16 protein-coding genes are annotated in these 14,252 nt (G+C 63.1%); 6 read left to right on the top strand and 10 right to left on the bottom strand.

Annotation, left to right across the window (positions count from 1 at the left end; all coding sequences use genetic code 11):
- Position 1: 1 nt before the first annotated feature.
- From IVB01_RS21115 to xoxF5, 5 genes are all read right to left on the bottom strand, one after another.
- The gene (locus tag IVB01_RS21115) at positions 2-454 is read right to left on the bottom strand and encodes a (2Fe-2S)-binding protein (RefSeq protein ID WP_247280479.1); all 453 of its coding nucleotides are present in this window, start codon (positions 452-454) and stop codon (positions 2-4) included.
- Between the two features lie 631 nt (positions 455-1,085).
- A complete protein-coding gene (gfa, locus tag IVB01_RS21110; RefSeq protein WP_247280480.1) occupies positions 1,086-1,649 on the bottom strand; it encodes an S-(hydroxymethyl)glutathione synthase in 564 nt (187 codons plus the stop codon).
- A 31-nt stretch (positions 1,650-1,680) separates the two neighbouring features.
- On the bottom strand, positions 1,681-2,790 hold the full coding sequence (locus IVB01_RS21105; protein ID WP_247280481.1) for an S-(hydroxymethyl)glutathione dehydrogenase/class III alcohol dehydrogenase: 1,110 nt from the start codon (positions 2,788-2,790) through the stop codon (positions 1,681-1,683).
- A 60-nt stretch (positions 2,791-2,850) separates the two neighbouring features.
- Positions 2,851-3,363, bottom strand: coding sequence for a c-type cytochrome, methanol metabolism-related (locus IVB01_RS21100; protein WP_346015556.1), 513 nt, complete (start codon positions 3,361-3,363; stop codon positions 2,851-2,853).
- A gap of 89 nt (positions 3,364-3,452) precedes the next feature.
- Positions 3,453-5,258 carry a lanthanide-dependent methanol dehydrogenase XoxF5 gene (xoxF5, locus tag IVB01_RS21095; protein WP_247280482.1) on the bottom strand — a complete coding sequence of 602 codons (1,806 nt, stop codon included), beginning with the start codon at positions 5,256-5,258 and terminating at the stop codon, positions 3,453-3,455.
- A gap of 510 nt (positions 5,259-5,768) precedes the next feature.
- Between xoxF5 and IVB01_RS21090 the strand changes: the two genes are divergently transcribed.
- Entirely contained in the window at positions 5,769-6,737 is a 969-nt protein-coding gene (locus tag IVB01_RS21090) for a helix-turn-helix domain-containing protein (protein WP_247280483.1), read from the top strand.
- Positions 6,738-6,781: 44 nt separating this feature from the next.
- Here the strand turns inward: IVB01_RS21090 and IVB01_RS21085 are convergent, their stop codons facing one another.
- The 5 genes from IVB01_RS21085 to IVB01_RS21065 form a co-directional block, all read right to left on the bottom strand.
- Positions 6,782-7,207: a hypothetical protein gene (locus IVB01_RS21085; RefSeq protein ID WP_247280484.1), complete on the bottom strand. Its 426-nt coding sequence runs from the start codon at positions 7,205-7,207 to the stop codon at positions 6,782-6,784.
- Between the two features lie 128 nt (positions 7,208-7,335).
- Positions 7,336-8,325, bottom strand: coding sequence for a tripartite tricarboxylate transporter substrate binding protein (locus tag IVB01_RS21080; protein WP_247280485.1), 990 nt, complete (start codon positions 8,323-8,325; stop codon positions 7,336-7,338).
- 198 nt (positions 8,326-8,523) lie between these two features.
- A complete protein-coding gene (locus IVB01_RS21075; RefSeq protein WP_247280486.1) occupies positions 8,524-9,453 on the bottom strand; it encodes a transporter substrate-binding domain-containing protein in 930 nt (309 codons plus the stop codon).
- Entirely contained in the window at positions 9,450-9,806 is a 357-nt protein-coding gene (locus IVB01_RS21070; protein WP_247280487.1) for a c-type cytochrome, read from the bottom strand. Before IVB01_RS21070 ends, IVB01_RS21075 begins: the two co-directional genes overlap by 4 nt.
- 10 nt (positions 9,807-9,816) lie before the next feature.
- On the bottom strand, positions 9,817-11,481 hold the full coding sequence (locus IVB01_RS21065) for a methanol/ethanol family PQQ-dependent dehydrogenase (RefSeq protein ID WP_247280488.1): 1,665 nt from the start codon (positions 11,479-11,481) through the stop codon (positions 9,817-9,819).
- Positions 11,482-11,815: 334 nt separating this feature from the next.
- On the opposite strand from IVB01_RS21065, the gene IVB01_RS21060 reads away from it, so the two are divergent.
- From IVB01_RS21060 to IVB01_RS21040, 5 genes are all read left to right on the top strand, one after another.
- Positions 11,816-12,208, top strand: coding sequence for a calcium-binding protein (locus tag IVB01_RS21060; protein ID WP_247280489.1), 393 nt, complete (start codon positions 11,816-11,818; stop codon positions 12,206-12,208).
- Positions 12,209-12,330: 122 nt separating this feature from the next.
- Entirely contained in the window at positions 12,331-12,654 is a 324-nt protein-coding gene (locus IVB01_RS21055) for a hypothetical protein (protein ID WP_247280490.1), read from the top strand.
- A gap of 228 nt (positions 12,655-12,882) precedes the next feature.
- Complete coding sequence (pqqA, locus tag IVB01_RS21050; protein ID WP_008562446.1) at positions 12,883-12,963, top strand: pyrroloquinoline quinone precursor peptide PqqA; 81 nt, start codon at positions 12,883-12,885, stop codon at positions 12,961-12,963.
- 24 nt (positions 12,964-12,987) lie between these two features.
- Positions 12,988-13,893, top strand: a complete 906-nt coding sequence (locus IVB01_RS21045; RefSeq protein WP_247280491.1) for a hypothetical protein — start codon at positions 12,988-12,990, stop codon at positions 13,891-13,893.
- 141 nt (positions 13,894-14,034) lie between these two features.
- Complete coding sequence (locus IVB01_RS21040; RefSeq protein WP_130211758.1) at positions 14,035-14,244, top strand: hypothetical protein; 210 nt, start codon at positions 14,035-14,037, stop codon at positions 14,242-14,244.
- The last annotated feature ends 8 nt before the right edge of the window (positions 14,245-14,252 follow it).

Genomic DNA, 14,252 nt, shown 5'->3' with positions numbered 1-14,252 from the left:
GTCACACTCCCGTCGATGCGAGATGGACGGCGTTCTCGATGCGCTGGTAGCAGCCGCAGCGGCAGATGTTGCCGGACATCGCCTCGCGGATCTGGTCGTGCGAGGGCTTTGGGTTGTCCATCAGCAGTGCCGCGGCCTGCATAATCTGGCCGGCCTGGCAGAAGCCGCATTGGGGCACGTTGAGCTGGCGCCAGGCCTTCTGCACCGGGTGATCGCCGTTGGTGTGCAGTCCCTCGATCGTCGTGACCTCGCGTCCGGCGACGTCGTTGACCGACGTGATGCAGGCGCGGACGGCCTCCTTGTCGACGATGACGGTGCACGCGCCGCATAGGGCCTGGCCGCAGCCGTATTTGGTGCCGGTCAGTCCGGCTTCGTCACGCAGGAACCAGAGTAGCGGGAGATCCGGGTCGCCGTCCCAGCTCTGTTCCTGGCCGTTGATCTTCACCTTGATCATGATCGTCCCTCGCTCTTCATAAGCATGTTCAATTCAAAACCCATTGACGCCGCCGGAGCGCAATGCCGGTTGCGTCGTGCCGCCGCATCCCGGCCCGTCATCCCGCACGGGCAGATCCCAGCGGGCGGCAGGAATACGAATCGCAATGTCCGGATGTGCTCGATACCTCCCGTTTTGTTCTTAATTGATTGCATTTCGCGCGGCATCGTGACGACGCGATCGTAGCAGAGGTCGCGCCGGCCCGGCGTTCACAGCCGAGTGTTCTCACCGGGAAAAGATTGCATCGATGGTTTGTCAAAAGCAGGGCGCGGCTTGATGCCGCGCGCTCGAACGCGGCGCAACCAAAAAAAGCTTCGTCCGCCAGAAGACTGTACGGACGAAGCAGGGTGCCTCAGTCGAGGGAGGGAGAAACGCAAGTACCGCGAACTTCAAACAGGAAGCCGGCGGCCCTGCGCAGTCATTCAGAGACCAGGACTGAGGAGCTGATGGCCCTCACATACGCGTGGTGCAGAAGCGGCGGGATCGCCGTGATGGTGCCGGAACGGGACCGGCCGGCCCGCTGGCGTTGGTGGACGCCAGCGAACCGACAGAAGTCTGGGCGAAGGCGCGGCGGCCTGCTCAGGCGCCTTGCTTAGGCGGCTTTGGCTTTCGCCACGTGGGTCGCGATCGCGTCCATCAGTGCCGGCGACAGGCAGTCATAGGGCTCCAGTCCGATCTCCTTCAGCCGCGAACGGATGCCCGCCATCTGCTCCGGCTTCACGCCCGATTCGATCACCGAGGAGACGAAGGCGGCGAATTGCGGCGCCTGTGAGCCCTCCTCCTGGAACAGCTCGGGATGGATGAAGTCCAGGCCGTAGAACGGATGGCCCTTGTTCTCGATCCGGCCGTACATGTGGGTGCCGCAGGCCTTGCAGGCATAGCGCTGGATCACCGCGGAGGGATCGACGATCTGGAGCTTGTCGCCGTTCTCGAGCACGGTGACGTTCTGGCGCGGCACCACGGCGACGACCGAGAAGGTCGCGCCCTGCGGCTTCCAGCATTTGGTGCAGCCACAGGCGTGGTTGTGCGCGACGTCGCCCTTGATGCCGACCTTCACCGGCTGGTCCTTGCATTTGCAGACCAGCGTGCCGCCGGCGAAGTTGCCGCTGCCTTGCTTGATGCCGTTGTCAATCAATGGATGGAGTGCAACAGTCATGGGTCGATCCTCCTGGGGTGATGGCTGTGAGCTAGAACACGACGACGGAACGGATGGATTTGCCCTCATGCATGAGGTCAAAACCTTTGTTGATCTCTTCGAGCTTGAGCGTGTGGGTGATCATCGGGTCGATCTGGATTTTTCCGTTCATGTACCAGTCGACGATCTTCGGCACGTCGGTGCGGCCGCGCGCGCCGCCGAAAGCGGTGCCGCGCCAGTTGCGCCCGGTGACGAGCTGGAACGGGCGGGTGGCAATCTCCTTGCCCGCTTCGGCGACGCCGATGATGATCGAGGTACCCCAGCCGCGATGGCAGGCTTCCAGTGCCTGGCGCATCACCGTGGTGTTGCCGGTGCAGTCGAAGGTGTAGTCGGCGCCGCCGTCGGTGAGACCGACGAGGTGCTGGACGATGTCGCCGGTGACCTTCTTCGGGTTGACGAAGTGGGTCATGCCGAAGCGGCGGCCCCAATCTTCCTTGGAGTCGTTGATGTCGACACCGATGATCTTGTCGGCGCCGGCCATCTTGGCACCCTGAATCACGTTGAGGCCGATACCACCGAGGCCGAACACGACCACGTTGGCGCCCGGCTCGACTTTCGCAGTGTTGACGACGGCACCGACGCCGGTGGTCACACCGCAGCCGATGTAGCAGCTCTTGTCGAACGGCGCGTCCTCGCGAATCTTGGCGACGGCGATCTCGGGCAGCACGGTGAAGTTCGAGAAGGTCGAGCAGCCCATGTAATGGTAGATCGGCTTGCCCTTGTAGGAGAAGCGGCTGGTGCCATCGGGCATCACGCCCTTGCCCTGGGTCGCGCGGATCGCGGTGCAGAGATTGGTCTTCTGGCTGAGGCAGCTTTTGCACTGCCGGCATTCCGGCGTGTAGAGCGGGATGACGTGGTCGCCCGGCTTCACCGAGGTCACGCCGGGACCGATCTCGCGTATGATGCCGGCGCCCTCATGGCCCAGGATCGACGGGAAGATTCCTTCGCTGTCGAAGCCGTCGAGCGTGTAGGCGTCTGTATGGCAGATGCCGGTAGCCTTGATCTCGACCAGGACTTCGCCGGCCTTTGGTCCCTCCAGGTCGACTTCGACGATCTCGAGCGGCTTCTTGGCTTCGAAAGCGACGGCGGCACGTGTCTTCATCGTAAACTCCTCAAATCCTCGTAGGACGCCAGGAAGTCGTCTTGGCAATCCTGGCAACGTTCATTTCTTGCCCATGCAGGCATCTTCCGCCTTGGTGTAGGCGTCCGTTTTCTCTTCCTTCTTGGCGGGACGCTGGCGGCCCCATGCTTCGGTGGAGCGGGCGCGCAGATAGACGTAGAGATCGTCCATGTAGCAAGCGACGTTCGGGTTGTCGCCGAAGGCCGGCATGACGTTCTCCTGCGCCGTCGAGATGTTCTTGCGGCCGGAGGCGATCACGCCGAGAAAGTCGCCATAGCTCATCGACTTGACGGAATCCTTCAGCGCCGGTGCGTAGGTGGATCCCATCCCGTCCGGTCCGTGGCACACGTGGCAGTCTGAATGATAGCGGCGGTATCCAGAATAGGTGAACCAGTCCACGGTGCCGTCGGCTGAAATCTTGTAAGTCGGGTTTCCTTCTTTATCGAGCCACTTCCCGTCGTCTTCCTTCTTCACCGCGGTCGGGTCGCCCGGACCTTCCGCGACCGCAGCTCCCCCGGACGCAACGAAGATCGTCACAGCAATGACAGAGCAGATTTTACGCAAGAGATTGTCCTCGAAGGCGTTCGGTGGAGACGAGCCGGCGCGTGGAGTTGATCCACGCGCCGGAGCGATGCTGAGTGGGCCTAGTTCGGCAGCGAGAACACGGTCAGCGTGCCGCCGAGCGCCGTGTAGTTGCTGAGAGCCGCGTAGCCACCCACGGCGCCGAGACCGGCGGTCGGATCGGTCAGACCTGCCGCCAGGCCGATGCCGGCCCAGCCACCCACGCCGGAGAGCACGGCAACGTACTGCTTGCCATTGTTCTCATAGGTGGTGACGTTGCCGATGATGCCGGAGGGAGTTTTGAACTTGTAGAGCTCCTTGCCGGTCTTGGCATCGACCGCCTTCAGGTAGCCTTCGAGCGTGCCGTAGAACACCACGCCGCCGGCGGTTGCGAGTGCGCCCGACCAGACCGAGAACTGCTCCTTGTTCGACCAGACGATCTTGCCGGTCTTGCCGTCCCAGGCGATGAAGTTGCCCATGTGGCTTTCACCCTGCGGCGGATACATCGAGAGCGTCGCACCCACATAGGGCTGGCCCGCGGTGTAGCTCACCTTGAACGGTTCGTAGTCCATGCAGACGTGGTTCGTCGGAACGTAGAACAGCTGCGTGTCGGGCGAGTAAGCTGCCGGCTGCTCGTCCTTGGTGCCGAGCGCGGCCGGGCAGATGCCCTTCACGTTGACGTCCTCGCCCGCCTTGTCGGTCGAAGCTGCGTCGAGCACCTTCGGGCGGCCATAGGTCGGCGAGCTCTTGTTCATGTCGACGCCGGAGGTCCAGTTCACCTTCGGATCGTACTTTTCGGCGACCAGCAGTTCGCCGTTCTCTCGGTCCATGGTGTAGGCGAGACCGTTGCGGTCGAAATGGGTCAGGAGCTTGCGAGGCTGCCCATTGATCTGCTGATCCGTGAGGATCATCTCGTTGACGCCGTCATAGTCCCACTCGTCGTGGGGCGTCATCTGATAGACCCACTTGGCCATACCGGTGTCCGCGTCGCGCGCGAAAATGGTCATGGACCATTTGTTGTCGCCCGGACGCTGCTTCGGATTCCAGGTCGAGGGGTTGCCCGACCCGTAATAGACCATGTTCAGAGCGGGATCGTAGGAGATCCAGCCCCAGGTGCAGCCGCCGCCGATCTTCCACTGATCGCCTTGCCAGGTCTTCAAGCTGGAGTCAGCTCCGACCGGTTTGCCCAGCGACGTCGTCTTGGCCGGATCGAACTTGATCTGGTCATCCGGACCTTCGCTATAAGCGCGCCAGACCTGCTTGCCGCTCTTGAGATCGTAAGCGGTGACGTGGCACTGCACGCCGAACTCGCCGCCGGAGATGCCGACCAGGACCTTGTCCTTGACCACCAGCGCAGCCGATGTGCCGGTCTCGCCCTTCGCAGGATTGCCGTTGGTCGCCGACCAAGCCACCTGGCCGGTCTTGGCGTCGAGCGCGACGAGATTGGTGTCGGCCTGATGCAGGATGATCTTGCCGTCGCCGTAAGATAGGCCGCGATTGACGGTGTCGCAGCACATCACGGGGATGACGTTCGGATCCTGCTTCGGCTCGTACTTCCACACGATCTTGTTCTCGTTCGAAAGGTCAATAGCGTAGACCTTGTTCGGGAACGGGGTGTGGACGTACATCATGTTGCCGATGATCAGCGGCCCGCCTTCATGGCCACGCAGCACGCCCGTCGAGAAGGTCCAGGCCACCTGGAGCTTGCCGACGTTCTGTGCGTTGATCTGGTTCAGCTTGGAATAGCGGGTATTGGCATAATCGCCCGCGGGCATCACCCAGTCTTTCGGGTTCTGCGACATCTTGATCAGCTCGTCATTGGCTGAGGCGCTGCCGACGGCGAGAGCCGCCGCGGAGCCAAGATAGGTCGCCAGTAGCACCTTGCGCATAGTTAATTCCTCCGTTGGTCGTTTATTGTTTCCGAAGCATTGCTCAATCACCGGGCTTTTCGTCCGGCGTCTGCTCGTGCAGGGCGGTCACGATCGAGACCAGAAACGATGATGTGCTGTTTCCTCCTCCTGATGAGAGCCACGGGTCCGCGTGCAGGAGCGGCCCGTTCTTGTTGTTCCTGCCGCAATCCCTAACGACTTCGTCAACGGGAAACTTGCCCAAGAGAGAAGCCGGTTTGCTCGACAGCGCACGGGCGCGAAGATTTTGATTTTGCAGTAGCGAATTCAGCGGTTTCCGCGCGGGCCCGCGCCGCCGTCAGCGCCGAGGTTCCCCTTGACGGCGCTGCAACTAAGGCGGAGGATTAAGTTTCAAAGGTGGCAATGGAACGGAGGCGCAGTTCCAAAAGACCGCCCAAGTTTGAGGTAAACGTCACGCAATCACGGCTGAGGGCTCCGCAGCGCTGGTCGCGATTCGCGTCGAATCTCCGGATCAAACCAGTGGCTGGATTAATGTCCGACACAATTCACACGCTCTCGACGACCGGGCTGACGCCGAAGCGGCAGATCCAGAGCTGGATCGATGGTCTGACGAGCCTGTGCGGCCATTTCGACGTCGATCCGCTGGAGGCGTCATCGCTTGAAGGTCGCATCGACTACACCACCGTCTCGCGCCTGAAGCTCTGCCAGATCGAGGTGAGCCAGCATCGCATCGCGCACACGCTGGCGCGTGCCAAGGCCAATGAACACCCCTACATCAAGATCCACTTCCAGACCTACGGCGTGTCGTATTTCGAGCAAGAAGGCCGCCACATCGAAATCAACCCTGGCGACATCATCGCCTACGACGTCTCCTGCCCGCATTCGATCATCAGCCCCGCCTTCACGCGTCACGACGTGGTGATTGTGCCCAAGGCACTGCTGCGCGACCGCGGCTTTCCCTCGCAGCGGATGCCGGCGTGCAAATTATCGGCGAAGACCGGGACGGGGCGGATCGCCCATGATTTCGTTCACGCGACTTTCGACGAGGCGGCAAAGCTGTCGGCGAACAGCGCGGTCGGCGTTGCAGATTCACTGATCGACCTCCTGCTGCTACCGCTGCGCGAGGCCGACACGATGTTGGACCGTGTCGGGCCCGAGGCGATGTATGTGCGGGCTCAGTTCTTCATCCGCGAGCATCTGCGCGATCCGGATCTGTGCATCGACCAGATCTCGGCCGAGCTCGGCTGCTCCAAGCGCTATCTGCACATGCTGTTCTCCGAGCGCGGCACCACGGTGAGCGACTACATCTGGCAGGCCCGCCTGCAGAACTGCCGTCAGGAGCTCGAGGCCCACGCCGGCAAGACCATCACGGACGTTGCGTTCTCATGGGGCTTCTCCAGCTCATCGCATTTCAGCCGCGTGTTCCGGAAATACTTTGGCGTGGTGCCGTCCTCGATCCACAAGGCGCAGCAGGGCACCGCGAGCTCGGGCGAGCATTAGGCGCGCTGCGGCCCCGTCGTCGGCAGGCCGCGTGGCGACGTCTATCAAGCCGACACGGCGATATAGGGAATGCTGGCCAAGAGAACGGCAAGCAGCACCGCGTTCGCCAGCATTCCGCTCCAATGCAGCCGGCGCAGCCGACGCGGGGCCTCGGTATCGCCGGCTTCCGTCGCGCTGAGCTGGTCGTCCATGCGTTGCAGGAACCTGCGGCGTCCCCAGATCGCCAAGGCTGCAAGCAGACCAACGCCCGCCGCGGCGATCAGGCGACCATCGAGCAGGAAGGCTATCGTTCCGATGATTCCGGCAACACGCATCACCAGAAAGTGGGCATTGAACATTCCGCGCAGCAGCTGCGCGACGGGCGCAATATCCAGCTTCACCAGCAGGAAGGCGGGCGAAGCCAACGTGAAATAGCCCATCGGAAAGAGCAGGATGATCATGACGGCTACGGCGACGCCATCCGGTGTCATGGGATCGGCCCTTCTCGTTCGCGCCGGCGAGCTGGCGCCGCACAATCATAGCGCGAAAGTGTATTTCCGACACTAGGCTTTGGTCGGACGCCAGCGCGCCGTGAGCGCGACCGCGCCTTGCCTCCGATTCAGGCGGGCTCGAGGCCGAGCGACTTTGCGCTCTCGATCCAGACCGGCAATTCGCGCTGATACAGCGCATTGGTTTCCTTGAATCCGAGGGCCGGTTCGAGCACGAAGGTCGCGAGAACCTCCTTCACCTTCGGATCGTTGTTAGCCGCGACGCAGAGCTCGGCCAGCCGGTCGACGACCGGCTGCGGTGTCGCCTTCGGCACCGCCCAGCCGGTGAAGCCGCTCACGGTGAAGAATTTCGACGTCGCGCCCTGCTCGGGGAGCGTCTTTACGGTCGGGATCGCGTCGACCTTCTTCGAATGCACGGCGAACACAGTGCCGCGGTCGCTTTGCAGGACCGATTGCGCCGCCGTATAGCTGCCCATCGCGGCATCGAGCGTGCCTTCCAGCATGCCGGTCCACATCGGGGCTTCGCCGCGGTAGTGCACCGGCTCGATGGAGAGACCGTATTGCTTGTTGAGCTCGTTGATCGTCATGTGCGGGGCCGATCCCGCGCTGTAGGTGCCGAAATTCACCTTGCCGCTCTTGCGCGCGAAGGCGACGAAATCCTCCAGCCTCTTGACGCCGATTTTGGGGTTCGCGACCAGCAACAGGCCGGCGCCGGGAATCACGCTGACGAGGGTCAGATCCCTGTCCATGTCGTAGCCGGGATTCTTCATCACCACCCGGTTCATGATGTAGGTGGTCGAGATCGAGCATAGCACGGTGTGGCCGTCGGGCTCGGCGCGGGCGACCTCCGCCGTGCCGATTGCGCCGGAGGCGCCGGGCTTGTTTTCGATGACGACGGTCTTGCCGATCTGCCTGGCGATGAATTCGCCATAGGCGCGCGCCAGCAGGTCGGTCTGTCCGCCGGCGGGATAGCTGCAAATCATGCGAATCTGCCGCGACGGCCATGCAGCTTGCGCCGAGGCGCCGCGCGAGAGGAAAGGCATCGCGAATGCGCTGGCACCGGCGGCGACGAAGTGGCGGCGATCGAGCTTTGCGGACATGATTCCCTCCAGCATTTTCATCGAGGGTACTGCATCGCATCGTCTCTGCCATCGGCGACAGCCGAGACAGATTGGCGCATTGGTCGCATCGCCAATCACTCCTGGATGCGAGCGCGGCTCGCCGGCCTGGAATCCATCGGGCTGCGCTGCCGAGAAATGGATTGCGGGCTTGCCTTCGGGCGCCGGAATACCGGGCAATCACCGCTGAATGATCTTCATCCAGACATCGCCGAGGATCGCCGGCTCGCGCGGCGGCAGATAGGTGAGGCCGGCCTGCTTGCCGAATTCGGCGATCTTGCCTTCGGCAGCAAGCTGGCCAAGCGCGGTGTTGACGGCCTCGATCAGCGCGGGATTGCCGGCAAGCCCGACATAGCCGCGATTGACGCCGATCGGATAATAGTAGCCGGATGCGGTGAGCCCCGTATCGGGGTGCGCGGCGCGATGGGCGTCGAAGCGCGCAAGGTCGATCAGCGTCGCGTCATGATCACCGCGCTGGAGCGCGCCGAGCAGGTCGTCGCGGCCGGGCACGAGATGGGTGATGTTGTCGATCAGGCGCCCCTTGTCGAAGGTCATCAGGATGGCATCGCCGAGCGAGCCGCTTTCGATGACCAGGCGAAGCCCGGCGAGATCGCCGATGTCGCCGACCTTGCGGCCCTTCGCCTTCGGCCCGAGCACCACCGTCATCGGCGAATAGAGGTAAGGCCGGCTCGGCGCGAGCACGCCGAGCGCGACGCGGCGGCGCCGGTCGTCGCGCGTGGCGCCGGCGAAATCCGGCAGGCGCGCCGTCTTCATACCGGGCTTGACGAGCGAGTCCTGCGTCAGTGCGTAGCCGCCGACCAGTGCGCAGCGCCCGTCCGAGAGCAGCGCATTCGCCTCGAGCTGTGGGCTGGAATCCTCATCGAGCTTGCTCTCGAACCATTGGATCGTCAGCGGCCGTCCCAGCCGTTCCGCGATCGCCTGCGCCAGCAGTACGTCGAAGCCCGCACCGGGCTTGCCCTTTTGATGCACCGAGAGCGGCGGCCGGTCCTCGTCGAGACAGACCTTCAGCGGATCCTCCGCCGCGTGCGCGACCGTAGGCACCGCCGCGAGGATCGCGGCAACGCTCCACGCGGCGAGCCGACCCCTCATGGCTTCCTCCGGCTCGAGATGAAGGCCCAGAGGTCTCCAATCTGGTCGTCGCTGAGGATGTCGCCCCAGGGCGGCATCTTGTTGTTCTTGCCATTCTTCACCGTGGTGACGAAGCGCGTCTTGTCGTCGGGAATGGCGCGCAGGTCCGGCGTAATGGTGCCGGAGTTCATCAAGTTCGGGCCGTGGCAGTGCGAGCATTTTTCGGCATAGGTCGACTTGCCGTGGTCGATCTGCACCTGCAGCGGCTTGCCGGGTGCATCGTCCGCGGCGCGAACGGTCGCCGCAAGCGCGACCGTCAACACCGCGACGGCGGCGAACATCGCCGCCGTCTTGTGAGATATCTGCTTCAGCATCGTGTCGTGGTTATTGCTTGACCGCAAAAACCCACAGCGAGCCGCCGGGCGGAATCTGCGCCAGTCGTTCGTCGCCGGAAAACAGCGAGTAGACGCCGCCATAGCCGCTTGTCACTGCGACGTACTGCACGCCGTCCTGCTGCCAGGTCACCGGCTGCCCCTCGATGCCGGAGCCGGTCTGGAACTGCCAGAGCTTCTTGCCGGTGTCGGCATCGAAGGCCTCGAACTCGCCGGTCAGCGCGCCGGTGAACACGACGCCGCCTGCGGTCGACAGCACGCCGGAGAAGCGCGGGATGTCGACAGGGGCCTCCCATTTCGCCTTGCCGGTCAGGGGATCGATCGCCTTGAGATGGCCGCGCGGGCCGTCTCCGTACTCCCAGAGATCGGTCAGATCCATGCCGAGATACCATTCACCCTGCTTGAAGGTGACGGGCTCGGTCTTATACCTGCCGCCGAAGGCGAGCGTGTTGGCATAGGCCAGGCCGGTCTGCGGATTGAACGACATCGGCTCCCAGTTCTTGCCGCCGAGGATCGACGGATAGACGGTGACCTTCTTGCCCTCGCGCGCGTCCTTCGAAACGTCGGTCTCGATCGGACGTCCGGTCTTCATATCGATGCCGGTGGCCCAGTTGACCTTCACGTAGGGGTTGGCCGCGAGCAGCTTGCCGTTGGTGCGGTCGAGCACGTAGAAGAAGCCGTTGCGGTTGGCGTCCATCAGCACCTTGGTCGGCTTGCCCTCGACGTTCATGTCGGCGAGCACCATCTCGGCCACGCTGTCATAGTCGAACGGATTATTCGGCGAGAACTGGTAGTGCCACTTGATCTTGCCGGTCTTCGGATCCATCGCCAGCACGGAGCAGGTGTAGAGATTGTCGCCGGGGCGGACCGCCGAATTGAACGGGCCGGGATTGCCGATGCCCCAATAGACGGTGTTCAGCTCGGGATCGTAGGACCCGGTGATCCAGGTCGAGCCGCCGCCGAGCTTCCAGGTGTCGCCCTTCCAAGTGTCGCCGCCGGGCTCGTCAGGGGAAGGGATCGAATGGGTGCGCCAGAGATGCTTGCCCGTCGCCGGATCCCAGCCGTCGATGAAGCCGCGCGTGCCGAATTCGGCGCCCGAGATGCCGGTGATGACGACGCCGTCGGCGACCAGCGGAGCCACCGTCATCGAATAGCCTTCTTTGATGTCGGCAGCCTTCTGCCGCCACAACTCCTTGCCGGTCTTGGCGTCCAGCGCGATCACGTTGGCGTCGAGGGTGGTGCGGTATACCTTGCCGTCGTAGAGCGCGGCGCCGCGATTGATGATGCCGCAGCAGACGATGCGCGGCGTCTCGGCGGGATACTCGACCTTGGTTTTCCAGATCTGCTTGCCGGTCTTGGCATCCACCGCCATGGTCGCATTGTGCGAGGTCACGTAGATCACGCCCTGGTACACCAGCGGCTGCGATTCCTCGCTGCGATCATCGTTGAAAGAGTAGTTCCAGACCGGGACGAGGTTCTTGACGGTGTCCTTATTGATCTGGTTCAGCGTGGAGAAACGCTGCAGATTGTAGCCCATTCCGTAATTGAGAACATTCGATGTATCGGTCGCGCCCTTGACCAGTTGCTCGGTGGTCTGTGCGCTTGCACAAGTCGATGCAAGCATGACGAGGCTCGCGGCCATCGCAAAGCGTTTCATCCGTTCCTCCCAATGTGCGCGCCTTTTGACGCTGCAGGTGCAACACTCCGCCCGAATACAAAACGCGTCAATACGAAAGTCGCAAGTCCGGCGCCGATATGCTGGCGCCGGATGCCGGTGACCTGACGGAGACCTGACAGCCCAGCACTCACTTGTGCGCAGGCGCTGGAAAAATTCCGCGACGCGAAGCGCTGGGCCGGAAGCGGGCCGGGTCGGCGCGGCTCGCTTCCGCGAGTCGTGGCGCGCGCAGGTTGTAATTTCCGTTGAACCGGGTCACATTTGTGGCCTTATCTCATTTCGATCCCGCTCGAATTGAGGTTCTCAGGAGGTTTCGATGATGTCACGTCACTCAGTCGCGCTTGCGCTCACGATTGCATTGCTGTCCGGTCCGGCCCTCGCGGCATCCGGCAACGCGGTCAAGATGTTCGATACCGACAATGACGGAACGCTCGATCTCGCCGAGGTGAAGAAGGCGGCCAGCGCATTGTTCGCCAAGCTCGACCCCGACCACGACGGCACGCTCGACGCCCGCGAGTTGCGGGGACGGTTGTCGGCGAAAGAGCTCGCCGCCGCCGATCCTGATCGCGATGGGACGCTTACGCTCGACGAATACCTGTCCGTGGTGGAGCAGCGCTTCAATGCGGCCAACCCGGACAAGGACGGGACGCTCGATGCAAAAGAGCTGAAGGCGCGGGCCGGCCGCGCGCTGCTGCGGCTGCTGCGCTGAGGTCCGCCCCGGCAGGAGCTTAATTCCGATCGGAAGCCCGGAACATCGGGCTATTCGGCCTGTTCTCTTCGCGATGTCCTGCTCCGCGCCGGGGCAGCGCGGCGGGAGAAGAGGAGAAGCAGATGACCATGAAACATTCCGTTCTTGCTGCCTGCGCGATCCTGACGTTGAGCGCGGGCGTCGCTATGGCCGGCCCGTGCAACACCGGCAGTGCCAGCACTGACAAGGATGCCGGTTCCGGTCCAGTCACCGTGGGCTCGGCGCAGTCGCAGAGTTCGTCCAGCGAAACGGGTCAGCATCCGCCGACCAGCACGATGAATCGTGCCAGCGGCGGCGCAGCTGCCTCGTCCGAAGATGCGCAGCGGCAGATGCAGAGCCAGCCAACTGCGGCGGAGCGGGCGGAAGGTGCTAAGCCCAACACGCAAACGGCAGGTAAGGACTGCTGACGACGCGGCACTGTTGGTGTCGATTCGAGGCGCGGTGTGTCGCGCAGGGCGATGTCCCCAAGATCTGTAATTGACCAAGAGAGAACTGGCTTTGCCCGAGAGAGAAATGCCGCCGCGAAGAATCGACCCAGACGCATCCGAACACCGATTCGGCGCTTGAACTACAGGGGACCCAGCCCTACGTTTTGCCCCGCGCGATGTCGCGCTCAATACCTTGGGAGACCCCGAATGGCTTGGAAAGCTCCGAAGATCGTGGAAGTGCCGGTCGGCATGGAAATCAACATGTACGCCTGCGCTTCGCGCAAGTAAGACTGACGACCTGCCGCGGCTTCGATGGCAAACGCCGTCGAAGCCGTGGTAGTGTCAGGAATGCGCGCGAGAGCCAATCCCTTCTGGACCATAGCTGCCTGCACAGTCGCGCTTCTACCTGTATGCGTCAGCGCCGAAGAAGGCTTTGATACCGAGCACATCTTCGGCTTCATGATCGGCACCGATGTCGGCAGCGTCGGCGAGCGCGAATTCCAGAGCGAGACGACGGGACGATTTGGTAAGGGCGGTGGGACCTATCGCGCGCTCACGCAGGAGGTCGAGATCGAGGTGGTGCCGCTGCCGAACTTCCGTGTCGAGGTCGGCGGTACCGCCAGCTTGCACGACATCACCGGCGTCCCCGACATCGACGATCGCCGCCAGTTCAACTTCCAGGGCGCCTCGCTCGATCTGCGTTATCGTCTGCTCGACCGCGCGCACGCGCCGTTCGGCCTGACTGTCGCCGCCGAGCTCCATCGCGACCGCATCGACGAGACCAGCGGCGCGAAGGGACGGATGTACGGCACCGACTTCACGCTTGCGTTCGACCGCGAGCTCGTTCCGAACTTCGCCATCGCCGCGCTCAATCTGATCTATCAGCCGGAATGGGCGCGCTTCGAGATGGCGGGACTGTCCGAGAAGAGCTCGACGATCGGGGCGGCGGTTGCCGGCATGGTGCGCGTGCGGCCCAATGTGCTGCTCGGCGGGGAGATGCGCTATTTCCGGCAATACGACGGCATCGGCCTCGGCGAGTTTTCGGGCCACGCCCTGTTCGTCGGCCCCACCGCCTATCTTCAGCTCTCCGAGCGCTCGCGGCTGACCTTGAGCTGGAGCATGCAGGCCTGGGGACGTCCGGCCGGATCATCCGCCAATCTCGACCTCGTCAATTTCGAGCGTCACCAGGCGAGGGTTGTCTTCGGGGTTAACTTTTAACGCGCCCATGTTCCCCTCTGTCTGCCCGGGCGGAGACGGGAAAGAGCCCCATTTTCTCTCACGCCGGATTGAAACTTCCCGCTCCTTGGCACGTAACCTTTCGTGCTAGTCTCCATCGCCCCTTTGCGAGAGGATCCCGGCATGAACCCGATTGACCTGGTGGTGACTGTCTGTGCGGTGCTCTCGCCCGCGACCTGCGAGGAGCAGCATCTGGTGTTCAACTATTCCGGGTCGCCACGGCAATGCGCGATGGCCGCGCCGCCCTATATCGCGCAATGGGTCGGCGAGCACCCGAAGTGGCATGCGGTGCGATGGCGCTGCGAATATCCGCACCCGAACGACAAGGCGTAAGCCGGCCT

It is taken from the genome of Bradyrhizobium sp. 164, assembly GCF_023073715.1.
Classification (GTDB): Bacteria; Pseudomonadota; Alphaproteobacteria; order Rhizobiales; family Xanthobacteraceae; genus Bradyrhizobium.
Note: the sequence above shows the minus strand (reverse complement) of the source record. Positions and strands in the feature narration are given on the sequence as shown.